The organism is Flavobacterium sp. N2550, assembly GCF_025947265.1.
Taxonomy (GTDB): Bacteria; Bacteroidota; Bacteroidia; order Flavobacteriales; family Flavobacteriaceae; genus Flavobacterium; species Flavobacterium endophyticum.
In genome coordinates this window covers 72,091-95,488 of record NZ_CP110007.1, presented here as the reverse complement: position 1 = coordinate 95,488, position 23,398 = coordinate 72,091, and the positions used below count along the sequence as shown (strand labels likewise).

The 23,398-nt window shown below is 40.0% G+C and carries 23 protein-coding genes; 11 read left to right on the top strand and 12 right to left on the bottom strand.

The window, feature by feature from the left end; genetic code table 11:
• Positions 1-56 precede the first annotated feature (56 nt).
• Both OLM56_RS00410 and OLM56_RS00405 read left to right on the top strand, forming a co-directional pair.
• On the top strand, positions 57-2,849 hold the full coding sequence (locus OLM56_RS00410; RefSeq protein WP_264527938.1) for an outer membrane beta-barrel protein: 2,793 nt from the start codon (positions 57-59) through the stop codon (positions 2,847-2,849).
• 65 nt (positions 2,850-2,914) lie between these two features.
• Positions 2,915-4,369 (top strand): glycoside hydrolase family 30 protein, encoded by a 1,455-nt coding sequence (locus OLM56_RS00405; RefSeq protein ID WP_121375101.1) that lies wholly within the window; start codon positions 2,915-2,917, stop codon positions 4,367-4,369.
• Between the two features lie 66 nt (positions 4,370-4,435).
• Here OLM56_RS00405 and OLM56_RS00400 read toward each other — a convergent pair whose 3' ends face one another.
• The 5 genes from OLM56_RS00400 to OLM56_RS00380 are packed head-to-tail and all read right to left on the bottom strand — an operon-like array spanning position 4,436 to position 7,654.
• The gene (locus OLM56_RS00400; RefSeq protein WP_264527937.1) at positions 4,436-5,248 is read right to left on the bottom strand and encodes a TPM domain-containing protein; all 813 of its coding nucleotides are present in this window, start codon (positions 5,246-5,248) and stop codon (positions 4,436-4,438) included.
• Entirely contained in the window at positions 5,249-5,686 is a 438-nt protein-coding gene (locus tag OLM56_RS00395; protein ID WP_121375099.1) for a TPM domain-containing protein, read from the bottom strand.
• Between the two features lie 12 nt (positions 5,687-5,698).
• Positions 5,699-6,286, bottom strand: coding sequence for a LemA family protein (locus OLM56_RS00390; protein ID WP_182492670.1), 588 nt, complete (start codon positions 6,284-6,286; stop codon positions 5,699-5,701).
• Between the two features lie 58 nt (positions 6,287-6,344).
• Positions 6,345-6,677 (bottom strand): MerR family transcriptional regulator, encoded by a 333-nt coding sequence (locus tag OLM56_RS00385; RefSeq protein ID WP_121375097.1) that lies wholly within the window; start codon positions 6,675-6,677, stop codon positions 6,345-6,347.
• Positions 6,677-7,654 carry a M23 family metallopeptidase gene (locus OLM56_RS00380; RefSeq protein WP_121375096.1) on the bottom strand — a complete coding sequence of 326 codons (978 nt, stop codon included), beginning with the start codon at positions 7,652-7,654 and terminating at the stop codon, positions 6,677-6,679. The genes OLM56_RS00385 and OLM56_RS00380 overlap by 1 nt, the downstream gene beginning before the upstream one ends.
• A gap of 232 nt (positions 7,655-7,886) precedes the next feature.
• Between OLM56_RS00380 and alaS the strand changes: the two genes are divergently transcribed.
• A complete protein-coding gene (gene alaS, locus OLM56_RS00375; RefSeq protein WP_264527936.1) occupies positions 7,887-10,523 on the top strand; it encodes an alanine--tRNA ligase in 2,637 nt (878 codons plus the stop codon).
• A gap of 62 nt (positions 10,524-10,585) precedes the next feature.
• On the opposite strand, the gene OLM56_RS00370 is transcribed toward alaS, so the two are convergent.
• Both OLM56_RS00370 and OLM56_RS00365 read right to left on the bottom strand, forming a co-directional pair.
• Positions 10,586-11,002: a VOC family protein gene (locus OLM56_RS00370; protein ID WP_264527935.1), complete on the bottom strand. Its 417-nt coding sequence runs from the start codon at positions 11,000-11,002 to the stop codon at positions 10,586-10,588.
• Positions 11,003-11,026: 24 nt separating this feature from the next.
• Positions 11,027-11,449 carry an SRPBCC family protein gene (locus OLM56_RS00365; RefSeq protein WP_264527934.1) on the bottom strand — a complete coding sequence of 141 codons (423 nt, stop codon included), beginning with the start codon at positions 11,447-11,449 and terminating at the stop codon, positions 11,027-11,029.
• Positions 11,450-12,129: 680 nt separating this feature from the next.
• Between OLM56_RS00365 and OLM56_RS00360 the strand changes: the two genes are divergently transcribed.
• The 5 genes from OLM56_RS00360 to OLM56_RS00340 all read left to right on the top strand — a co-directional run bounded on the left by OLM56_RS00360 (position 12,130) and on the right by OLM56_RS00340 (position 16,241).
• Positions 12,130-12,357 (top strand): microviridin/marinostatin family tricyclic proteinase inhibitor, encoded by a 228-nt coding sequence (locus OLM56_RS00360; protein ID WP_121375091.1) that lies wholly within the window; start codon positions 12,130-12,132, stop codon positions 12,355-12,357.
• A gap of 113 nt (positions 12,358-12,470) precedes the next feature.
• Positions 12,471-13,445: an MvdC/MvdD family ATP grasp protein gene (locus OLM56_RS00355; protein WP_121375090.1), complete on the top strand. Its 975-nt coding sequence runs from the start codon at positions 12,471-12,473 to the stop codon at positions 13,443-13,445.
• Positions 13,446-13,493: 48 nt separating this feature from the next.
• A complete protein-coding gene (locus OLM56_RS00350) occupies positions 13,494-14,498 on the top strand; it encodes an MvdC/MvdD family ATP grasp protein (RefSeq protein ID WP_264527933.1) in 1,005 nt (334 codons plus the stop codon).
• 105 nt (positions 14,499-14,603) lie between these two features.
• Positions 14,604-15,554 (top strand): GSCFA domain-containing protein, encoded by a 951-nt coding sequence (locus OLM56_RS00345; RefSeq protein WP_264527932.1) that lies wholly within the window; start codon positions 14,604-14,606, stop codon positions 15,552-15,554.
• Between the two features lie 75 nt (positions 15,555-15,629).
• The gene (locus tag OLM56_RS00340; protein WP_121375087.1) at positions 15,630-16,241 is read left to right on the top strand and encodes a DUF4230 domain-containing protein; all 612 of its coding nucleotides are present in this window, start codon (positions 15,630-15,632) and stop codon (positions 16,239-16,241) included.
• A 32-nt stretch (positions 16,242-16,273) separates the two neighbouring features.
• Here OLM56_RS00340 and OLM56_RS00335 read toward each other — a convergent pair whose 3' ends face one another.
• The 5 genes from OLM56_RS00335 to OLM56_RS00315 all read right to left on the bottom strand — a co-directional run bounded on the left by OLM56_RS00335 (position 16,274) and on the right by OLM56_RS00315 (position 21,197).
• Positions 16,274-18,031, bottom strand: a complete 1,758-nt coding sequence (locus OLM56_RS00335; RefSeq protein WP_264527931.1) for an aromatic amino acid hydroxylase — start codon at positions 18,029-18,031, stop codon at positions 16,274-16,276.
• 150 nt (positions 18,032-18,181) lie between these two features.
• A complete protein-coding gene (locus OLM56_RS00330; RefSeq protein WP_121375085.1) occupies positions 18,182-18,718 on the bottom strand; it encodes a DUF4136 domain-containing protein in 537 nt (178 codons plus the stop codon).
• Positions 18,719-18,754: 36 nt separating this feature from the next.
• The gene (locus OLM56_RS00325) at positions 18,755-18,922 is read right to left on the bottom strand and encodes a hypothetical protein (protein ID WP_170148736.1); all 168 of its coding nucleotides are present in this window, start codon (positions 18,920-18,922) and stop codon (positions 18,755-18,757) included.
• Between the two features lie 18 nt (positions 18,923-18,940).
• Positions 18,941-20,923, bottom strand: coding sequence for a urocanate hydratase (locus OLM56_RS00320; RefSeq protein ID WP_264527930.1), 1,983 nt, complete (start codon positions 20,921-20,923; stop codon positions 18,941-18,943).
• A gap of 94 nt (positions 20,924-21,017) precedes the next feature.
• Complete coding sequence (locus OLM56_RS00315; protein WP_121375083.1) at positions 21,018-21,197, bottom strand: DUF5522 domain-containing protein; 180 nt, start codon at positions 21,195-21,197, stop codon at positions 21,018-21,020.
• A 28-nt stretch (positions 21,198-21,225) separates the two neighbouring features.
• On the opposite strand from OLM56_RS00315, the gene OLM56_RS00310 reads away from it, so the two are divergent.
• From OLM56_RS00310 to OLM56_RS00300, 3 genes are read left to right on the top strand one after another with little or no spacing between them, the layout of a single operon-like run.
• A complete protein-coding gene (locus OLM56_RS00310) occupies positions 21,226-21,567 on the top strand; it encodes a hypothetical protein (RefSeq protein WP_121375082.1) in 342 nt (113 codons plus the stop codon).
• Positions 21,568-21,580: 13 nt separating this feature from the next.
• The gene (locus OLM56_RS00305; protein ID WP_264527929.1) at positions 21,581-22,483 is read left to right on the top strand and encodes a 1-aminocyclopropane-1-carboxylate deaminase/D-cysteine desulfhydrase; all 903 of its coding nucleotides are present in this window, start codon (positions 21,581-21,583) and stop codon (positions 22,481-22,483) included.
• Positions 22,476-23,357, top strand: coding sequence for a glucosaminidase domain-containing protein (locus tag OLM56_RS00300; protein ID WP_264527928.1), 882 nt, complete (start codon positions 22,476-22,478; stop codon positions 23,355-23,357). Before OLM56_RS00305 ends, OLM56_RS00300 begins: the two co-directional genes overlap by 8 nt.
• The last annotated feature ends 41 nt before the right edge of the window (positions 23,358-23,398 follow it).

Below are 23,398 nucleotides of genomic sequence, written 5' to 3'. Positions count from 1 at the left end.
AAAGTTGTAATTCGCAGTTTTATTTTCTTACAATCATCAATCAAAAAACTAACTTAATGCCAAGAATCATCCTCCATGTTCTCTTTGCCCTGCTTTCGTATGCAGCATTTGGGCAAAATTCTTTTACAATCAAAGGAAAAGCAATCAGTAAAGAAGTGAATAAGCCGATTGAATCAGCAACGGTCTATATTACTTCTGCAAAAGACTCCACAGTAATTGATTATACGATTACAAACAAGAACGGTAACTTTTTAATTACAGTCAAAAAAATCAATCAGCCTTTTATAGTGAAGGTAGCCTCTTTGGGCTATCAGACTTGGGAAAAGGAATATCCAAAATTGACATCGGATATCGACTTGGGCGATGTTTTTGTTTCTGACGCTGTCACAAACTTGGGAGAAGTTGTTATCGTAAGCGAAGCACCGCCAATCCGAATCAAGAACGATACGTTAGAATTTAATGCCTCTTCGTTTAAGGTTCGTCCCGATTCCAATGTAGAAGCTTTACTGAAAGAGCTTCCAGGAGTGGAAATTGACAAGGACGGAAAGATCAAGGTAAACGGAAAAGAGGTAAACGAATTTCTCGTGAATGGAAAATCGTTTTTCGGGAAAGATGGAAAAGTAGCCATAAAAAATCTTCCTTCGGAAATCATTGACAAAATCCAAGTTTCGGATACGAAAACTAAAGAAGAAAAATTGTCCGGCGATGGTGCAAGTTCCAATAACAAAAGTATCAACATTACAATCCAAGAAGACAAGAATAAAGGTTTGTTTGGGAAATTTACGGGCGGTTATGGAACGGATAAAAGATACGAATCCAGCGGTCTTGTAAATTATTTCAAGGACAAGCAGAAAATCAGCGTATTGGCTTCTTCAAATAATATCAATTCAGTAGGCTTTTCCATGGACGAGATTTTCGATGCCATGGGCGGCGGGCGAAATACATATGTAAACGGCAATGGTTCGTTTGGAATAGACGGGATGAATTTCGGCGGCGGCAATGAAGGAATTACGCAGTCGAGCATGATAGGCCTTAATTTTGCCGATGAATGGTTCAAGAAATTGGAGCCTAATGGAAGTTATTTTTACACCAATTCTAAAACCGATAACGATACTCGAAGCAGGACGGAAAATCTTCTAACATCTGAAGACGGAACGAACAGCACTTTTATAACAGAATCAAAAGGTACGACACGAAGAACAAGCGACGGACATAATTTTAATCTTGAATTTGAGTATAAAATCGACTCGTTATTGACGCTGTCTGTACGTCCAAGTTTGGTGAAAAGCAATTCGATTTCGAAAGATTTCTCGGAACAATCTTCAACTAATAATTTAGGTTTGGTGAACGAAAGCACCAACTCTGCAAAGACTAACAACGCGTCGTCTAGTTTCGGAAACGAAATGTACCTTCACAAAAGATTCAAGAAGAAAGGAAGAAACTTTGGTTTTACTTTTAACAATACCAACAAAAGTAATGACAGGGACAATATCACAAACTCTGAAACCTATTTCTTTCAAGATCCCGACAGGACAGAGGATATTCGTCGCCAAAGAGTATTTGATGATATAAAAGACAATACCTATTATACCCGAATAGGATATTCAGAACCGATAACGGATTCTTTAACATTGACAGTCAGGACTTCTTATGAGTGGAAAGACTATGACAATGGCAAGTCGACCTTCAATCTGAATGAAGCCTCCGGTCAGTATTCAGAGTTTAATAACCTACTTTCTTATAATCTCATGTCAAAGACACGCACGCTGAATCCGAATGCTTCCTTGAGCCTAAGAAAGAACAAATATGCAGGAGGAATTACGCTCGGTACGAAAGTCATCACTATGGAAAATACGTCGCTGTATAATGGAACGACAAGCAACATAGATAAAAATTATGTATATCCGTCTGCAAACGCTTGGTTCAATTATAGGATTTCCAAATCAAAATCGTTGTATATAAACTATAATTTTGATGTTCAATTGCCTACAGCAGCGCAGATCCTTCCAGTTGTCGATTTGACGGATCCGTTGTATCAAGTTATGGGTAATCCGAATTTGAAGCCGACAAAAAACCATAATTTTCATTTGAATTTCAACAACTACGACTACGCTTCGAAATCAGGTTTTTATCTGTACGCAGGATTTAATTATTACGAACAGCAGATTGTTTTTTCAAGAGTTTTCAATCCTACTGATTTGATAAATCGAGCGGACTACCAGAACATAAATGATACGTATTATAGCTATGGAGGTTTGAATTGGAGCAAGTCTATAAAAAAAGAACAAAATACATTTAGGTTTAGTTTAGGCGCCAACACAAACTTTAATCTAAACAAAGGATTGACAAATAATGCCTTGTACGAAGCAAGAGGAGTTACCCTCGAACAACAAGTTAGCGTAGGATGGGATTATGGCGAATTGCTGACAATCGAGCCATCGTACACCTATTCTTTAAATATGACAGATTACACGAATTATTCGGTAAAAAGCTCTTCTAATTTTACTCATAACTTCAAGGTACAGACAACGAGCCATTGGCCAAAGCATTTTGTTTTCGGGAATGACTTCGGGTATACTTACAATTCGAATATTTCGGATGGCTATAAAAAAGACTTCTACCTCCTAAATACCAGTTTAGGCTATAATTTTATGGACGATAAGCTCTTGTTTAAGGTAAAAGTGTATGATGTGCTGAATCAGAACCAAAGTGCCGTAAGATATATCAATCCAGAATCGATTCAGGATATCCAAAATACGGTTTTGAAAAGGTATGCCATGTTCTCACTGACGTATAAGATCGAAAAATTTGGAGGAAAGAAAAAAGAGGAAGGCGGTTTTGGCTTTTAAGGACAGCTTTTAAGAAATTTTAATATTCAATTTGGTAAATTAGCAAACCAAAATTAAATATTCAAATGAGAAAAAAAGTAGTAAGTGTCTTGTTGGCGCTGACTTGTTTTGCCGGATTCAGCCAGAATTCGAAGAACAAGCCATTTTCAGCAAGCGGAAAAAAAATCAAGGTGTATACCACGGCAGAAAATACCGAGTTGAGGCTGTCACCATCAGCAACAAATCTTGAATTCAGGCCTTCAAAACAACCTTTAGAAAACGAAGTTTCGGTTTTTGTAAATCCGAACAAACAATTCCAGACTTTTATGGGAATTGGCGGGGCTATTACCGATGCCAGCGCCGAAGTGTATGCAAAGCTTACAAAAGAACAGCAGAAAGAATTCTTGAATGCCTATTACAGCAAGGAAAAAGGTATTGGCTATTCTTTAATCAGGACGACTATCCATAGTTCTGATTTTAGCAGTGCGAGCTATACCTATGTCGATGAAAATGACAAGGAATTAAAGTCGTTTTCGATCGATCACGATAAAAAGTTCAGGATTCCTTTAATCAAGGAAGCACTGAAAGCTGCCGGAAAAGAGATGACGCTATATGCAAGCCCTTGGAGTCCGCCCGCTTTTATGAAAGATTCGAAAAGCATGCTGAAAGGCGGCAAGTTAGCTCCGGAATTTTATCAGGCTTGGGCAAATTATTATGTGAAATTCATCAAGGCCTATGAAAAGGAAGGGATTCCGATTTGGGGAATAACCGTGCAAAATGAGCCAATGGCAACCCAGACCTGGGAATCTTGTATTTTTACGGCAGAAGAAGAAAGAGATTTCTTGAAAAAATACCTTGGGCCTACGATGGAAAAGAATGGCTTCGAAAATAAAAAAATAGTCGTTTGGGACCACAATAGAGATTTGATGGTACAGCGTGCCAATACTATTTATTCAGATCCTGAAGCATCGAAATATGCATGGGGAATGGGTTTTCACTGGTATGAAACCTGGAATGGCGGCAAGCCGATGTTTGATAACGTAAAACTAGTTGCTGACTCATTTCCGGATAAAAAACTAATGTTTACCGAAGGTTGTATCGAAGCTTTTAATCCAGCGCGTTATCAATTTTGGGCGAATGCTGAGCGTTACGGAATCAATATGATCAATGATTTCAACAATGGAACCGTTGCTTGGACTGATTGGAATATTCTTTTAGATGAAAAAGGAGGGCCTAACCATGTTTCTAATTTCTGTTTTGCGCCAATCCACGGGGATATAGCGGCTGGAAAATTGATTTATACGCCATCGTATTATTACATCGGGCATTTCTCAAAATTTATCCGCCCAGAGGCAAAAAGAGTAAGTACGGCAGCCAGCAGAAGCCAATTGTTGAGCACTTCATTCCAGAATGCTAACGGAGAAATGGTAACTGTCGTGATGAACCAATCAGACAATGAAATAAAATATAAATTGTTTGTAAACGAATCAGAATCAGAAGTCGTGATTCCAGCTCATGCCATCCAAACGTTGTTGTATTAATTTAGAACGATTTAGCTATAAAAAAAAGACTGCAATTTGCAGTCTTTTTTGTTTTATGTTTAGCTGTTACCAGCTTCCTCCAGCGCCGCCGCCACTAAAGCCGCCGCCGCCGAAACCTCCACCGAAGCCACCGCCTCCGCCACCAAAACCACCGCCGCTGCCAAAGCCTCCTCCGGAAGAACCTCCTCCAAAGCCACGGCCCAAGCTGCTCAAGATAATGATGTCGGACAGATCTAATCCGCCTCCGCGATTGCCTCCGTTTCTGTTATTTTTATTTTTAGAAATGATAACGATGATCACGATAAAAATAATTATAAAAAAGATCAGCCCTCCTGGGTTAGATTCTTCTTTGTCTTGTTTCCGCGTTCCTTTGTATTTTCCTTTTAAGACATCAAAAATAGCATCGGCACCTTTGTCTAGCCCTCTATAATAACTCCCAGCTTTAAATTCGGGAATGATTATATTTCGGGTCAATTCTCCAGTAATTCCTGCTGTCAGACGGTCTTCAACGCCATAGCCTGGCGCAATCTGAATTTTTCTTTCTTTTACTGCCAAAAGGATAAAAATACCATTATCTTCTTTTGCTTGTCCAACGCCCCAAGCGTGCCCCCATTTAGGAGCCAGTAGGCCGATATCTTCACCATTTATAGTTTCAACGGTAACGACTACAATCTGCGTAGTAGTCGAATCGGAATAGCGAATAAGCTTTGCTTCCAAATCGGTTTTTTCAGAGTTGCTCAGAATTTTAGCATAATCATATACGCTTGTCTGGAAATCAGGTTTGGGCGGAATATTAAACTGCGAATATCCGACAGCCTGAATGAGCAGTACTAAAAGAAAGGATAAGGAGTAGGTTTTTTTTATAGAGAAAAGTTTCATTTATCCTTTAGATATTTCGTTAGATAATTCATTAGAGTCGTCATTGCTAAAAGGAAAATACTGCTGTAATCTTTCACCGGCTCTTAAAATTCCGGCAACCAACCCGTCTTTGTATTTCTTTTCTTTGAAATGAGAAATAACGGTGTCTTTCGTACAGTCCCAGAAATCCTCTTCAACCACCTTGTGAATCCCTTCATCGCCTATAATAGCAAATGTATGGTCTGAAACGCCTACATAAAACAGCACGCCGTTTCGCATCAACGTATTGTCCATACCCAAAAAATTAAAAACCTCCTGGGCTCTTTCGAGCGGAGGTTTTTCATTATGATTTTCAATGTGGACTCTTATTTCTCCCGAAGTGTTTTTTTCGGCTTGCGAAATGGCTTTCACAATCTCGCTCTCCTCTTCTGGAGTTAGGAAATCTTCTACTTTTGACATTGAGTTTTTGTTTTAGAATTTTACTTCTACAGGTTTTTCAGCGCCTTCTGCTGCTTCGAAATACGCTTTTTCTTTAAATCCAAACATTCCTGCAAATATAGAATTTGGGAAAGTCAAGACGTGATTGTTATACGGTTTAACGGCTTCATTGAATCTAGTTCTAGCTGTTAAAATCTGATTTTCAGTACTAGCCAATTCGTCTTGCAATTTCAAGAAATTCTGGTTTGCTTTTAATTCTGGGTAGGCTTCAACAGTTACCAATAATCTTGATAAGGCAGAAGATACACCGCTTTGTGCTTTGCTGAATTCTGCTAATTGTTCTGGCGTGATATTGCTTGGATCAACTGTAGTTGAAGTTGCTTTTGAACGCGCTTCGATAACAGCCGTCAACGTTCCTTTCTCAAAATCTGCAGCACCTTTTACAGTGTTTACTAGGTTTCCGATAAGGTCGTTTCTTCTTTGGTAAGAAGTTTCCACATTCCCCCAAGCTTCTCTGATGTTTTCATTTAGAGAAACAGCCGTATTGTTGATTCCCTTAGCCCAGCTGTAGATTCCGAAGATTACAACTAAAATCACCCCGATAATAATCCATTTTCTCATTTGTTTTTGTTTTTAGAGTTTATTTATTGATTTGTTTTCTATTTACTAAAGCGTAACGCTATAATTCGTTTTTAATGTTGGTCAGCTGCATTTTTATCGATTCCAATTTGCTGATAATCTCAAACTTATCCAATGTCTTTTTCTGGCCTTCTTTTAAATGTGTTTTGGCACCGTCGAGCGTAAAGCCGCGTTCTTTAACCAAGTGATAAATCAGCTGGAGGTTTTTTACGTCTTCGGGCGTAAACATGCGGTTGCCTTTTGCATTTTTTTTGGGTTTTAGAATATCGAATTCTTTGTCCCAAAAGCGGATAAGCGAAGCGTTCACGTCAAATGCCTTGGCTAATTCTCCAATGCTGTAATATCTTTTGTCTGGCGATAAGTCTAAATGCATTAATCTAAAGATTGGTTTTCTTGGTTCGCTAATTTTGATATGGCTGCAAATTCTGCCGCCGAAATATTTCCGTAATAAAAATTCAAAGGGTTCACGACTTCTCCGTTTTTATGGACTTCATAATGCAAATGCGGTGCTTCGGAACGTCCGGTGCTTCCTACATATCCGATGATGTCGCCTCGTTTCACATGCTGTCCGGCCCTTACTTTGTATTTGCTCAAATGTCCGTATAAAGTTTCATATCCAAATCCGTGCCGAATTACGATATGGTTTCCATATCCTGACGCGGTATTGTCGGCGCGTTCAACAACGCCATCTCCTGTAGCATAAATCGGAGTTCCGGTTTTAGCTGAAAAATCCATCCCGGCATGAAACTTCCTGATTTTCGTAAACGGGTCGCTTCTGTATCCAAACCCAGAAGCCATCTGCTTTAGCTGTTCATTCTTGACAGGCTGGATGGCTGGAATTGCAGATAATAATTTTTCTTTTTCTTTCGCCAATTTCAAGATTTCATCTAGAGATTTGGACTGGATTACTAATTCTTTTGATATGACATCGACGCGTTTTGTCGTACTGACAACGAGTTCAGAATTGTCATATCCTTCAAGAGCTTTATAGCGATTGACACCGCCAAAGCCTGCTTTTCGCTGTTCTTCTGGAATAGGCGATGAGTTGAAATAGACACGGTATAAGTTGTTATCGCGTTCGGCAACATTTTCTAAAACTTCGTCAATCTGGTCCATCTTTTTGTTCAGGATGGCATAGTTGATTTTCATGTTTTCGATTTCTCGCGCTTGCAATCGGTCTTTAGGCGTTTCAAAGAACGGGGTATTAATCAAGATTACGAAACACAAGAACCCAAACAATCCGGAAGCTAATAAAAATAAGGCAATTACGCCTAATTTTTGTCCTTTCTTCGGCTTGATTTTTCGGTAGGCTAAATTTTCGGTATCGTAATAATATTTTACCTTCTTCATATTTTAAAATATGCTACTTTTGCACTTTTTGTATAACTAAAGTTATAACTTTATAACCAGTTGTACGTAGAATAAATTACAAACAGTTACAATGTTAGACGAACAAATTTAATAAATGTTTCATTGGTTCGCCTTATTTATTTTTTAGAAAAGCAATTTTAAAATAGTGAAGGGTACGATGGCTTCCTAAAGCGTTGAATCCTAACTTAAAGATCATAAAACCCAATTTCAGATGAAATCACAGGATATCAGAAAGCAATTTTTACAATTTTTCGAAGAACGCGGCCATTTGATCGTGCCTTCTGCGCCAATCGTGCTCAAAGACGACCCGACCTTGATGTTTAACAATTCTGGGATGGCCCAGTTCAAGGAATACTTTTTGGGGAATGCCGTACCGAAAAGCAAAAGGATTGCAGATACTCAAAAATGCCTGCGTGTTTCGGGAAAGCATAATGATTTGGAAGATGTTGGTTTTGATACCTACCACCATACGATGTTCGAAATGTTGGGGAACTGGAGCTTTGGCGATTATTTCAAAAAAGAAGCCATCAACTGGGCGTGGCAATTGTTGACGGAGGTGTATAAAATTCCGAAAGAGAATTTGTACGTTTCTGTTTTTGAAGGTAATCCTGCCGAGAACGTGCCGTTTGACCAAGAAGCTTGGGACATCTGGAAAACGTTGGTTGATGAAGACCGAATCATTCTTGGAAATAAGAAAGATAATTTCTGGGAAATGGGTGAGCAGGGACCATGCGGACCGTGTTCAGAAATTCATGTGGATTTGCGAAGCGAGGAAGAGAAAGCGCAGGTTTCAGGAAAAAGCTTGGTCAATAATGACCATCCGCAGGTAGTGGAAATCTGGAATAACGTTTTTATGGAATTCAACCGTAAAGCGGATGGTTCTCTTGAGAAATTGCCAGCGCAGCACGTAGATACGGGTATGGGATTTGAGCGCTTGTGCATGGCTTTGCAAGGCGTAACGTCTAATTATGATACGGATGTCTTTACGCCATTGATTGAAGAAGTTGAGAAAATTACAGGTTACAAGTATACTTCCAACGAAGTTAAGGATATAAGCGAAGAGCAAAACAAGACGAATATTGCAATCCGCGTTATCGTGGATCACGTTCGTGCCGTTGCTTTTGCGATTGCTGACGGACAGCTGCCTTCGAATACTGGTGCGGGTTATGTAATCCGAAGAATTTTGCGTCGTGCTATCCGTTACGGATTTACTTTCTTGAATACGAAAGAGCCTTTCATTTATAAATTGGTGGCTGTTTTAGCCAACCAGATGGGCGAATTCTTTCCGGAAATCAAGACACAGCAGAATTTGGTTACGAATGTCATCAAAGAAGAAGAGAATTCTTTCTTGAGAACGTTAGATCAGGGATTACAGTTGCTTGAAAACGTAGTGAAAGAAACTAAAGGACAAGAGGTTTCAGGTGCTAAGGCATTTGAATTGTATGATACGTTTGGTTTCCCGAAAGACTTGACAGCCTTGATCTTGAAAGAGAAAGGAATGTCGTATAACGAAAAAGAGTTCGATGTCGAATTGCAAAAGCAGAAAGATCGTTCGCGTGCGGCATCAGAAACTTCTACAGACGATTGGACGATTTTGGTAGATGGAAATACGGAAACTTTCGTAGGATATGACGAAGTGGAAAAGGAAGTCAAGATTACAAGATATAGAAAAGTAGATTCTAAAAAGGACGGTAAATTATACCAGATCGTTTTAGACGCTACGCCTTTTTATCCAGAAGGCGGAGGTCAGGTTGGTGATAAAGGAACGTTATTTACGCCTAATCAGGCAATCGAAATCATCGATACGAAAAAAGAAAATAACTTGATCTTGCACTTTGCAAAAGAACTTCCGGAGAATCCAGAAGGGAAATTCATGGCGCTGGTCAATACAAAATTACGAAGCGAATCGGCGAGCAATCACTCGGCTACTCACTTATTGCACCAAGCCTTGCGACATGTGTTAGGAACGCATGTGGAACAAAAGGGTTCTTTGGTGGCGCCAAACCATCTTCGTTTTGACTTTTCGCATTTTGCTAAAGTGACGGATGAAGAATTAAAGGAAGTGGAGGATTTTGTCAATGCACGAATCCAAGAGCAATTGCCGCTGATCGAAAGAAGAAGCATTCCGTTCAATCAGGCTGTGGAAGAAGGCGCTATGGCTTTGTTCGGAGAGAAGTATGGCGATAACGTAAGAGCGATAAAATTCGGAGAAAGCATGGAGCTTTGCGGCGGTATCCACGTGAAAAACACGGCAGACATCTGGTACTTCAAGATCGTGAGCGAAGGTGCTGTTGCGGCAGGAATACGCCGTATTGAAGCGATTACGAATGAAGGCGTAAAAGAATTTTTTGCTTCGCAGGAAAATACGCTGAAAGAGATAAAAGAGACATTGAAAAATCCGCAGGATTCTATCAAGGCAGTGATTTCGTTGCAGGAAGAGAATGCCAGGCTGAAAAAACAGCTTGAAGCTTTATTGAAAGAAAAAGCGAAAAACCTGAAAGGGGAATTGGCTTCAGAAATAGAGGAAATCAACGGTATTAAATTCTTAGCAAAACAGGTCGATCTAAATCCGGAAGGGGCTAAAGATCTGGCTTATGAATTGGGAACCCTTGGAAACAATCTTTTCTTGGTACTGGCTACGGCAGAGGAAGGAAAGCCGATGCTGACATGCTATATCTCGAAAGAGCTGGTAGCCGAAAAGAACTTGAACGCTGGACAGGTCGTACGCGAGTTGGGTAAATACATCCAAGGCGGCGGGGGTGGACAGCCTTTCTTTGCGACTGCGGGAGGAAAGAACGCAGGAGGCATTCCTGAGGCTTTAGAGAAAGCGAAAGATTTTGTGAAATAAAATTCTTCTGAATATAAAAAAAGCCACAACAGTTAGTTGTGGCTTTTTTATTGGTAATAGGTTTATTGTTTTGGCATTTTGCTAAAATCCATATAGAGTACGTTCCAGCGGTGGCCGTCGAGGTCGCTGAAACCGCAGCCGTACATCCAGCCGTCTTTCTCGCCTGGGTTTGCGTATAATTTTGCTCCGGCTGCTACTGCTTTATTCGCGACTTCGTCTACTTCGGCAGGAGACTGTGCGTCGATAGAAAAGAGGGCTTCGGTGCCTTTTGCTGTGTCTGCAATTTCAGTATTGCTAAAGCTCTTAAAAAGGTCTTCAGGAAAGAAGTTAACGACTACGTTCTTGTCTCCTAAGAAAAAGGAGGCCATGGTAGGATTTTCACTAAACTGCGCATTCTCTGTAAAGCCAATTGCTTTGAAAAATGCTCTTGATTTGCTTATCTCTTTTACGGGAAGATTGACCCAAAATTCTTTTGCCATGTCTTTATTTTTTGATTACTAAGGTTATAATGTTTCTGTATATTTTTTGAAATTGTCCATGATAGCTTGCCAGCCTGCTTTTTGAAATTCGACAGGATGGGTGTTTTCTGGATCGAAAGTCTCGGTTACGGTTACGCTGTCTCCGAGGTCTTCAAAGGAAATGCTTACGAAACGGCCGTCTCCTAGCTTGTATTCGATTTTTTTGTGGTTTTCTACATTGGTGTACACTCCTTCAAAATCGAAGCTCATACTGCCGTCTTTTGCGGCCATCTTGGTTCTGAACTTTCCGCCGGTTCTTAAATCATTTTCGGCTTCTGGCGCATGCCAGTCGTCTGAGGCAAAGCTCCAGTTTACGGAATGTTCTGGTGCCGTAAAGCTTTGCCATACTTTTTGAATCGGTGCTTTTACGGTTGCAGCTACTGTAATAGGTTGTTTTGGATTTTCCATTGCTTACTTTTTTTAATGATTGATTTTGTTTTTGTTATGACAAATGTAGCTGCAATTAAGTAAACCGAAAGGTTGCATATTAGACAATGTTGGGGGCAAAATAGGACAGGGGGGATTTAGGAGGGAAGATTTTTGATTTTGGAAGTTTTCGGAAGGCGGAAAATGAGCTTCGGAAAGCGACAAAGTAATTTCCGTAAGGGTAACACTAGTTTCGAAAGGCGAAAAATAGGCTTCGGAAAGCGACAAAGTAATTTCCGTAAGGGGAAAACTAGTTTCGGAAGGCGGAAAATAGGCTTCGGAAAGCGGCAAAGTAATTTCCGTAAGGGTAAAACTAGTTTCGGAAGGCGCAAAATGAGCTTCGGAAAGTGGCAAAGTAATTTCGGAAGGAGGATAGTTGATTTCGGAAAGCGGCAAATTAGTGCCGGAAGGGAGGAAAAAGGGTTCCGCAAGAGGAAAAATAATTTCCGGAGGTTGTAATTATTTTTTACAACAGAAGAATTTTATGGGAGCTGACTAAATAAAGGGATTGTGGGCTATTTCTTACTTGTTCGCTACTAACTAATTGTCAATAAATATGTTAAATTTTTAATTTACCTGTATTCAGGTAGTTTTTGTAGTGTAATTTTTTTTATCTTAGGACTGAAAAATAAACATATTATTAATCCCAAATTAGTATTACTATGGAAAATGAAAAAAAATTAAAGAAGCCTTTCTTTGCTAATTTCTTGGAAAGCCAAGTGCCTGAGAAGGAGCTAGAAAAAATTAACGGTGGTACTGACGCCGTAACTTTAAAATTTCCATCTGATGGTGAAGATGGTCCAGGCCAAATCATCACTAGCAGAATCAAAGATCTTTATCAGACGATGAAGTATCCATCGGATAATGATGAGGATGGAGTTAAGTCTTAAAATGCATTGATAGCAACAGTGTTCTTGATAAGGAATGCTGTTGCTTCTTTTTTTAAGCTCCGGGATTTGAATGTCTTGGGCTTTTTTTTTATTTAATAATTCCAGATTTTTTAATGATACTTTGTCTTACACACAGCAATGATCACTATACGATAGATATAGTAATGAAAAGGCTGAAAGAGTTAGGGAAAGAGGCGTATAGAATGAATACAGACCTTTTTTCTTCTAAATTATCTTTTGACTATTCGCTTGACACTGCCAAAAGCAATGTCCACATACAAATAGGGGAGCAAAGTATTGCCGTTGCCGATATTGAAGCGGTTTGGTATCGCAAATTATGGACGGCAGAGATTCCTGAAGAGCTTGACGATGATTTTAAAGAGATTTATTTCCAAGAGTATTTTACGATGCGGAATATCTTTTTTGAGTCTTTGAAAGAAGTGCCTTGGTTTAATCCGATGGCGCGCGATCATGAAGTCAGCAACAATAAATTCGAACAATTGTCTGTAGCGGCTCGTAATGGCATTGAGGTGCCCAAAAGTCTTTTTACGAACGACCAGAAAAAAGTCAAGGCTTTTTTTTATGAAGAATGCAACAGCCAGATGATCGGCAAGCTGCATGGTGCTTTGTCTCGCAGTATGTTGGGGGATACGCCTTTTTTTCCTACTACGCTAATTAAAGAATCTAATTTGGATGATCTTGCTACCTTGATTTATTGTCCGATGATTTTTCAGGAGATGATTCCTAAAGCATACGAGCTTCGGATTGTGTATGTGGATGGTGCGTTTTTTGCCGGAAAAATCAACGCGGGCCAATCGGAACGGGGCAAGACGGACTGGCGTATTGCGACTGATATTTATTTGGGATGGGAACCGTATGTATTGCCTGATGGGATTGCGGCTTCGCTCACGAAAATGATGCGCGAGCTGGGTCTCTTTTTTGGGGCTATCGATATGATCCGTCATCAGGATGGGCGTTATGTTTTTTTAGAAGTGAATCCTCAAGGCGAGTGGGGCATGCTGCAAAGGGATCTTGGGTATCCTATTGGCGAGACTATCGCTGAAAAATTAGTTTCAAAATTGTCCTGATAAGAAATAGGGCTTATATTTATTTAAATTTTTCCCCTGAATCAAATTATGAAGAAAATATTAATCATTACACATAGCAACGATAACGAATCTATAGCGACTGTTTCTGAACAGCTAAAAAAATACAATGCAAGGGGAATACGTTTTAATGTAGACCAATATCCGCTGTATTACGGCTTGTCAAGCTGTTATGAAGACGGCCAATGGAAGGTCTATCTTGATTATAACGGAGAAAGGGAATCGTTGCATGATATTGCAGCAGTATGGTACAGAAGGAGCCATAATTTGGGCAGCGGCCTCGGCAGCGTGCTTGAAGGAGAATATTTGGCTTCTGTGCACGGAGAGGTGAGGGCTACGCTTTTTGGCATGCTGGAAAGCATGAATTGTTTTCAGATTGGCAAATTCAGCCAATACCGAAGGCTGGACAGCAAAGAGGAGCAGATGAAAATTGCTTCTTTTTTGGGATTGAAAATTCCGGAAACGTGCATTACAAATAATCCAGAAGAGGCGAAAAGGTTTGTTCGCTCGCATTCTAAGGGCGCGATTACGAAAATGCAAAGTTCTTTTGCTATCGATAAGGAAGGAGTAGAACATGTGGTTTTTACGAATGTCATCACGGAAGATAATCTGGATTCGATAGATAGCCTGCAGTATTGCCCGATGCAGTTTCAGGAGAAGCTCGAGAAACAGAAGGAATTGCGGATTACGATTGTAGGTGACGCTGTTTTTTCGTTTGCCGTGGATTCTCAAAAACTAGAGAATGCCAAAGTAGACTGGCGCAGGGAAGGTGTAGAGCTGCTAGACCAATGGGAGCCTTATGAACTGCCGGAATCGGTACAAGAAAAATTATTAAAGATGATGGATATCTATCAGATCAATTACGGGGCGGTAGATATTATCGTTACTCCGGAGAATGAGCATTATTTTCTGGAAATCAATTCGGCTGGAGAGTTCTTCTGGCTGGATCGCTTGATTGATGGAGCCATATCAGATCAGATAGCTAAAGTGCTGGCAGGAGAAGCGCCTCGACGTTATGTGCCGGTATTACAATAGGCTTCTGCATCAGAATCATTATAATCCCTAGCTTCAGTAGCTGGGGATTTTTTTTAGTCATTACATTTTTCAACTTCGTATCTTTGAGTTAAAATTTTTCAATCCATGCATTTCACTACTCCAATTCCGATATTTAAAAGCAATCATCCGATAGATTATCATTCTAAGATTGTTTCTTTGGGTTCGTGTTTTGCGGTGAATATGGCTGAAAAGCTGGATTATTTTAAATTCCAGAATGCAGTTAATCCGTTTGGCATCTTGTTTCATCCTCTAGCGTTGAATAAGATAATCCAGAAGGCTGTCTTGCGGGAGCAGTTTACCGAAAGTGCTGTTTTCTTCCACAACGAAAGATGGCATTGTTTTGACGTTCATTCTGATTTGAGTCGGGCTTCTAAAGACGAATTTCTAGAACTGCTCAATTCAAACGTAAAGCTTCTTCATGAGGCTATAGTGGGCTGTTCGCATTTAATAATTACGCTCGGGACTTCTTGGGTATACCGCAGGGTCGAAAACGGACAATTGGTTGCCAATTGCCACAAAGTGCCTCAAAAGGAATTTAAAAAGATACTTCTTTCTGTAGAAGAGATTACGCAGGGACTTGAGGAAATGATCAAATCGGTTTCTTCTATCAATCCGGAGGCAAAAATAATCTTTACGATTTCTCCGGTCCGCCATATCAAGGATGGTTTTGTGGAAAACCAGTGGAGCAAAGCAAATTTGATTTCGGCTGTCCATCAAGTCAGAACGCAGCAATCTGAAATCGCATATTATTTCCCGAGTTATGAAATCATGATGGACGAGCTTCGCGATTATCGTTTTTATGCGGAGGACATGATTCATCCGAGCACGACTGCTATTGATTATATTTGGAAGCGATTTGCGGAAACGTGGGTAGCAGAATCGGCTTTTTCAATGATGCAGGAAGTGGAAAGGATTCAGAGGGGATTGGCGCATCGTTCTTTTCATCCGGATTCTGAACAGCACCGAAAGTTTTTGGAAGGTTTGCAGAACAGCATACAGGCGGTGCAATATCAGTTTCCTTTTATTCAGTTTTAACTTCTTTTTTGGGACGATATGTTTGTTTCTTTTTAGCTTCTTGATTTTATTTTTCTAACTTTATAAAAAAAAGCGATGCGAAGAATCCTCATTTTTGTGGGAATTGTGGTAGTTATTATTTTGGCTTTTCGCTTTTGCGAATTCAAGAAAGGGGATAGCGCTACGATAGAATATGATACGAATCTGATTCAGGAACGTATCGTGAATGTTGGCAAATTGGTCGTTACAGAAGGGCATTTTGCCGAAGTGCTGACGTATAAAGATCAGGACAAGTATTTGATGGACTTGATTTCTTTTGAGAAAAAGGCGTTGGTTATCGTTAATGCTGAAGTTACGGTGGCGTACGACCTGCGCCAGATGAAATATGATATTGATGAGAAGGACAAGACGATTACGATTACGTATATTCCAAAGGAAGAGATCAAGATTAATCCGGATATCAAGTTTTATGATGTGAATCAGAGCCGAATGAATCCGTTTACGGGCGATGATTATAATAAAATCAGCAAATCGGTGAAGGCTAATCTGGCGAAAAAGATTGAAAAATCGACTTTAAAAACGAATGCTCAAAATCGCTTGATTAGCGAGCTTTCGAAGATTCTGATTACGACCAATTCAATGGGCTGGACCTTGCGATATGACGGAAAGACTATAAATGAAGAATCGATTGACAAAGTGTTGCTTTAGCCAATCGATTCTTGTTCTTTTTTTATTTCTTTTTAAACGCTTTCGTTTTCAAAAATCAGTTCGAGTCCTCCTGAAATCAGGTGTGCTACTTCTGGACGATTTTGTTTTTGTTTTTCCAGATAGATAATGACTTTCTGCAAGAAATCGGTCTGGTGATTTTTGTCTAAAAGTTCAGCAATTTCAACAGCTAAAAGCCAGTCTTTTGGATGGTTTTCTTTTAGGGTTTCAAATGTTTTCTCGATAGTCATGAAGGATGTTTTTCCTTCGCGTATGTTTCGAATGTTGAGGTAGAGGCTTTCGAGTTCTTCTCTTTCTGTACTTTTTTTAGCTTTTATGGTATGGCTTGAAGGCACATGGCTGCTGAGGTCAAAACTTCTTACATCGGCCGGACCGGAAAAAGCAGAAATTACTTTTTTGCCTACTGCCATATCATAGATGCCCCATTCTGGCTGGAACAATACGGTATCATTGTGGGTTACTGTACAGTTTTTAAAGCTGATCAGGATGATTTTTCCTTGAATGTTTCGGGTTCCCGTAATAATTTCTCCTGTAACGGTAATATCGCCTTGGAATTCTAACGAAACGCGCTCGCCTTCATAAATGCCGTAAGCTTGCAGGTCTCTAGGACTCATGTCTTCTATCGCTAGGTTGATTCCTTTCAGTTTTCCTATAGGACTGCCGAAACCTTCAGCATGATACGATGTGGAATGGCCTACTAATTCTTTTTCTCTGTAAGATAGCGCGGTTTTTCCTGTAGTTTGCACATAGATAGGCTTGCCGTCGCTTTCGATTACATTCGTAAAAACACCAGAAATCTGAATTCCCGTGCTCAATTCGATCGTGCCCAATGCTTTTGACTGGATGAGTTTTTGGACGCCTGAAAGACCTCCGGTTCGGAGTGCCATTTTATTGGCAAATTCTTCCAAGACCAAACTTAATTGTGCAAAATCAGGGGTCACGAATAGTTGCGGCTGCGGTTTCGTAATGTCGAAACTTTGGTACGCTGCATTGATATCGTAAGGTATTTTCTTTACGTTATCGGTCATGCACCAAGCACTTTCTCCGATAGAAGAAAGCAATCCGGCACCGTAGATTTTAGGATTATCAATATCGCCAATCAGGCCATATTCCACAGTCCACCAATGCAAGTTTCGGATAAGAGCCATTTCGGATAATTCGCCCATGTCGTTTTGCAGGTCGTCTACTTTTATCTCGATGGCATCGATTTCATTTTGAGGTGTTCCTTCGGCTTCTTTCAGGATAGAAAGGAGACGAATGGCTTCATACATTTCATAATCTCTAGAAGAAGAAATGGCCTTGCAGCCGATTTCACCAAAACGTCTTAAATATTCAGCATATTCCGGATTGGCGATAATAGGGGCATGGCCGGCTCCTTCGTGGATAATGTCTGGAGCGGGAGTATATTCGATGTGTTCTAACTGTCGGATGTCTGAAGCGATTACCAAGACATTATAGGCTTGGAACTCCATAAAGGCATTCGGGGGAATAAATCCGTCGACTGCAACGGCAGCCCATCCTATTTCTTTTAGGATGCGGTTCATTCCGTACATGTTAGGGATATTTTCAATCTCTAGGCCTGTTTTTTTCAGTCCGTCGAGATACGAATGGTGTGCTACTTTTGAAAGGTAATCTACATTTTTGCGCATCACATAGCGCCAAACCGCTTGGTTTATAGGCGTATAGTCTGCATAATCCTGTGGTTTAATAAATTGCTTTAAATGTTCAGGAAGTCTATCAATCAAAGGGTTGCTTTCAAATGCTGCATTCATATTTTCAAACGTTGTAGTTTTGGTAAAATTACAAATCTTTAGCAGAAACAAGTCTTAAAAAAACATAAAAAATGCTTCTCGGTCTTGTTATCGGCATAAAAAAACCGCAACAGGATTGCGGTCTTGATTTGGTTTTGTGTTATTTCTGGCTTATTTTTTTTCAGGCGGGTATTTTGCCAAGATTTTTTTGACGAATTCTTGGATCCGCTCGTCTTTTTTGTTCATGTTCTGTGTCAGCACGCCGACACCTTCACCTTGCCAGATGAGTTCTTTTTTTCTAGCATCGATCAAATCGATGTATAGTGTTCCTTCCGTAGAAGTTGAAACGGTAGTGCTTCGTCCGCCCCACATCCAAGGGCTCCAGCCCCATCCCCAACCGTAACCCCATCCGGCGTTAAATTGGTTGATATCGACTTGCTCGCGCGATTTGGTAAAAATGTTTACCAATAGATCTGGACTTTCGCTTTTTGTAAAGCCTTTTGCGGTCAATTCTGCATCAATAGCATTTAAGATTCTTCTTTTGTCCAGATCAGAAATTTCTACTTTATCGACTCCGGATTTGAAAAAGGCAAATGATTTGTATTTCGTAAAATCGACGTTTTTGTCAAAATCAGTAGCAACTCTAACAGAGGAGCAGGAGGCGACAGCAAATAGAAAAAGCAGGGGTAATAATTTAATAGTTTTCATAGCAGTTTATTTTAATACCTAGTGTTGATGAATGTGTTATTTGTTCTTTTTCTTTTCTTGAAAGCTTCTTATGGCGGCAACAATGCTTAGGATTGCGGCAGCCGATAAGACTACAATTTTTAATCGTATATTTTCAAAAAGCAGACCTAGAATAAAAAATCCGAGGCTCATAAACATTAATGAAATACTATTCAGCTTCTTCATAATTGCTTGATGAAAATATTAAAAGTCTAAAAGCGCATCATCAACTTTATTAGGGATGGTAACTTTTAATAAAGGTTGCGCTTCCATGGCTCTTTTTATAGCGAATATAGCTCCGTCGTTTCTGGCCCAGCTTCTTCTGGAAATACCGTTGTTTACATCCCAGAAAAGCATTGATTCCAAGCGTCTTGAAGCTTCTTTAGAGCCATCAAGAACCATACCAAAACCACCGTTTATAACCTCGCCCCAGCCCACGCCGCCGCCATTGTGAATCGAAACCCAAGTAGCGCCTCTAAAGCTGTCGCCAATAACATTATGGATGGCCATGTCTGCCGTAAATTTAGAGCCGTCATAGATGTTTGAGGTTTCTCGGTAAGGAGAATCGGTACCAGAAACATCATGGTGGTCGCGGCCTAAAACGACGTATCCAATTTCGCCTCTGGCAATGGCTTGGTTGAAGGCTTCTGCAATCTTGGTTCTTCCTTCAGCATCGGCATAGAGAATTCTTGCTTGTGAGCCTACGACTAGTTTGTTTTCTTGTGCGCCTTTAATCCATTGGATATTATCTTGCATCTGTTGCTGGATTTCGATCGGTGCTGTTTTCGACATTTCTTCTAGCACTTTTGAGGCAATTTCGTCTGTCTTAGCCAAGTCTTCGGGTTTTCCGGAAGCACAAACCCAACGGAAAGGACCGAATCCATAGTCAAAACACATAGGTCCCATGATGTCTTGTACGTAGCTCGGGTATTTGAAATCGATATTATTTTCGGCCATCACATCTGCTCCGGCACGGGAAGCTTCTAGTAAAAAGGCATTTCCGTAATCGAAGAAATAAGTTCCTTTTGCGGTGTGTTTGTTAATAGCTGCTGCGTGACGGCGCAATGTTTTCTGTACTTCGTTCTTGAATTTTTCAGGATCGTTGGCCATCAATTCGTTGGATTCTTCAAAAGAATAGCCCATCGGATAATAGCCTCCGGCCCAAGGATTGTGCAACGATGTCTGGTCGGAACCTAAATCGATATGCAGGTTTTCTTGGTCAAAGCGCTCCCAAACATCTACTATGTTTCCTAAATAAGCAATAGAAACAATTTCTTTGTTTTCTAACGCTTTTTTGACTCTTGGAACGAGTTCTTCTATATTTTCGATAATTTCGTTGATCCAGCCTTGCGAATGGCGTATGTGGGTGATTTTAGGATTGACTTCGGCGCAAACGGTAACGCATCCGGCGATGTTTCCGGCTTTTGGCTGTGCTCCAGACATTCCTCCTAATCCAGAAGTGACAAATAAGCTGCCGCTTGGGGATTTTTTTATTTTTCGGAATCCGTTTAAAACGGTAATCGTGGTTCCGTGGACAATTCCTTGCGGTCCGATGTACATATAGCTGCCTGCTGTCATTTGTCCGTATTGTGAAACGCCTAGGGCATTGAATTTTTCCCAATCGTCCGGTTTGGAATAATTTGGAATGACCATTCCGTTGGTAACGACAACTCTTGGTGCTTCTTTGTGCGAAGGGAATAGTCCCATCGGGTGTCCGGAATACATGACCAACGTTTGTTCTTCAGTCATTTCCGAAAGGTATTTCATGGTCAGCAGGTATTGTGCCCAGTTTTGAAAAACAGCACCGTTTCCGCCATAGGTAATCAATTCGTGCGGATGCTGTGCTACGGCATAATCCAAGTTGTTTTGGATCATCAGCATGATGGCTTTTGCTTGTTCTGATTTTCCAGGATATTCTGAAATCGGACGGGCATACATCTTATACTCCGGACGAAGGCGATACATGTAGATTCTGCCGTACGTATCCAATTCTTCTAAAAACTCTTTTGCCAAAACCGCATGGTCTTTAGCGTCAAAATAACGCAAGGCATTTCGGACGGCTAGTTTTTTTTCTTCGGCAGAAAGAATTTCTTTTCGCTTTGGAGCATGGTTGATAGTAGTTTCGTAAGGTTTAGGCTGTGGCAAAACGGAAGGGATTCCTTGCTGTATTTGTTCTTGGAAAGTCATTTTTTTGTAGTTGCTAGGTTTTTTAGTTGCTGATTTTCAAAGGTTTTATTTTTGAAGGCTCAGCAAATTTAGTTTTATATAATTAAATTAAACGTCAAGGTTTTTTGTTTGTGCCCGTCTTTTTGTCGAAGCCATACGGACAATGGCGGCATCCGCTTTTGCAGCAGTAGCCGCGTTTTAGGTGAAATTTTTCAGTAAAGCACTTGTAACCTTCGGGTGTATAATAAAAATCTTCGCCTTCTTTTAATTTATTTTCATTATTTTGCTCATTCATAAATACAAATTTATAAACTTTATAATGAATGTTTCTAATCGTTTCCAAATATTTAATTCCTAAAGGATATCGAGGCCTGACGGTGTTTCCTTTTGTGATTCTCAAAAATCTTTTTGACAAGGAAAATAAAGTATTGGTAAATCATGAAAGTATCCACATCCGCCAGCAGTTGGAACTCTTGATTGTTCCGTTTTTTGTGTGGTATTTTTTGGAGTACTTGGTCAGATTGATGCAGTATAAAAACAAAAATGAAGCTTACAGGAATATCAGTTTTGAAAGAGAAGCGTATGGCAACGAAAGAAATTTAGAGTATCTGCCGTCGCGAAAATTCTGGAGTTCCTTTAAATATCTAAAAGCAAAACCGATTTAAGCAAATAACAATTTTGAAAATCCCAACACACTATCTGCCCATAACAAAAAATGGAATTTCGGTCGCAATTCGCCGAGAAGACCTTATTCATCCTTTTGTTTCGGGAAATAAATTCAGAAAGCTAAAATACAATCTGCTAAAAGCGAAAGAAGAAGGTCATGCTGCTTTATTGACTTTCGGCGGTGCTTTTTCGAATCATATCGCTGCTGTTGCTTTTGCAGGAAAGGAGAATGGTTTTAAAACGATCGGAATTATTCGAGGAGACGAATTAAGGGATAAGATTGCGGAAAATCCGACCTTAAAATTTGCCCAGGAAAACGGTATGGAATTTGAGTTTGTTTCGCGAACGCAGTATTCGGACAAGGAAAATCCCGAATTCATCGAAAAATTGAGACATAAGTTTGGCGATTTTTATCTGATTCCAGAAGGAGGCACAAATGCGTTAGCAGTAAAAGGTTGTGAAGAAATAGTGACAGAGGAAGATTCGCAATATGACTATATCTGCTGTGCCGTTGGAACAGGAGGCACGATTTCGGGAATTAGTAATTCGGCCTTGCCGCACCAAAAGGTTTTAGGTTTTCCAGCGTTAAAAGGGGATTTCCTAAAAGAAGAAATTCGTAAATTTGCCACAAATGAAAATTGGGAGCTGGTTACGGAGTATCATTTCGGCGGTTACGGAAAGGTGAATGCAGAGCTGATTGATTTTATAAATAATTTCAATCAAAATAATAATATTCCGCTAGACCCCGTTTATACTAGTAAACTGACCTTCGGAATTTTGGATAAGATTGAGAAAGATTATTTTCCGGCGAATTCAAAAATCTTGATTATCCATACAGGCGGATTGCAAGGAATCGAGGGGATGAACAAGGTATTAGAGAAGAAACAATTACCCAAAATAAAAATCAATGTTTAAAAAAATCTTATTTCTATTGGCAATCGTAACACTGGCAAGCTGCGGTTCTTCAAAGTCAAAAGTAGCAACGACTAAAAAAACGGCTTATAAGCCGAAAAGGGAAGTGGTTACTAGGAAATCTCACACTGGAAAGCCAGTGGCAACTACAAAATCGAGTTCTGCTTCTAACAATCGCTCTACTGAAGTCATCGAATCTACTTCACGAACAGTCGTTTATAGCGAAGTGGTAAACAATTATGTTTCCCAATACAAGGAAATCGCAAAAAGCAACATGAGACAGTACGGAATTCCTGCGAGCATTATTTTAGCGCAAGGTATCTTGGAATCGGGTGCTGGTTCAGGAACCTTAAGCAAAACAGCAAACAATCACTTTGGAATTAAATGCCATACGGGCTGGACAGGAGAAAGCGTACGTCATGATGATGATTCGGACCAAGAATGTTTCAGAAAATACAATGACCCAGCAGAATCCTATAAAGACCATGCTGAATTTTTGACTGGACGTAGCCGTTACGCAAGTCTTTTCAAGTTAGAGAAAGGCGATTATGAAGCGTGGGCAAAAGGACTGAAAGCGGCAGGATATGCTACCGATCCAAAATACCCAGACAAATTAATCAGCTATATCGAGCGCTATAATCTGCACCAATACGATTCTGAAGTTTTGGGTACCACGTTTACGCCGATCCAAAAAAGCCAGCCGATAGCTTCAAACACAACAATTCCGAACAATTCAGAAGGTTTTTATGAAGTAACCAAGGGAGATACTTTGTATTCGATTTCTAAAAAATTCAACACTACGGTCGATGATCTGAAAAGATTGAACAATCTTTCGGATAATGCTATTTCGATCGGACAATTCATAAAAGTAAAATAATTCAACTCGGAGTTTTTAAATCCTTTCCGGGTTCTTTCATA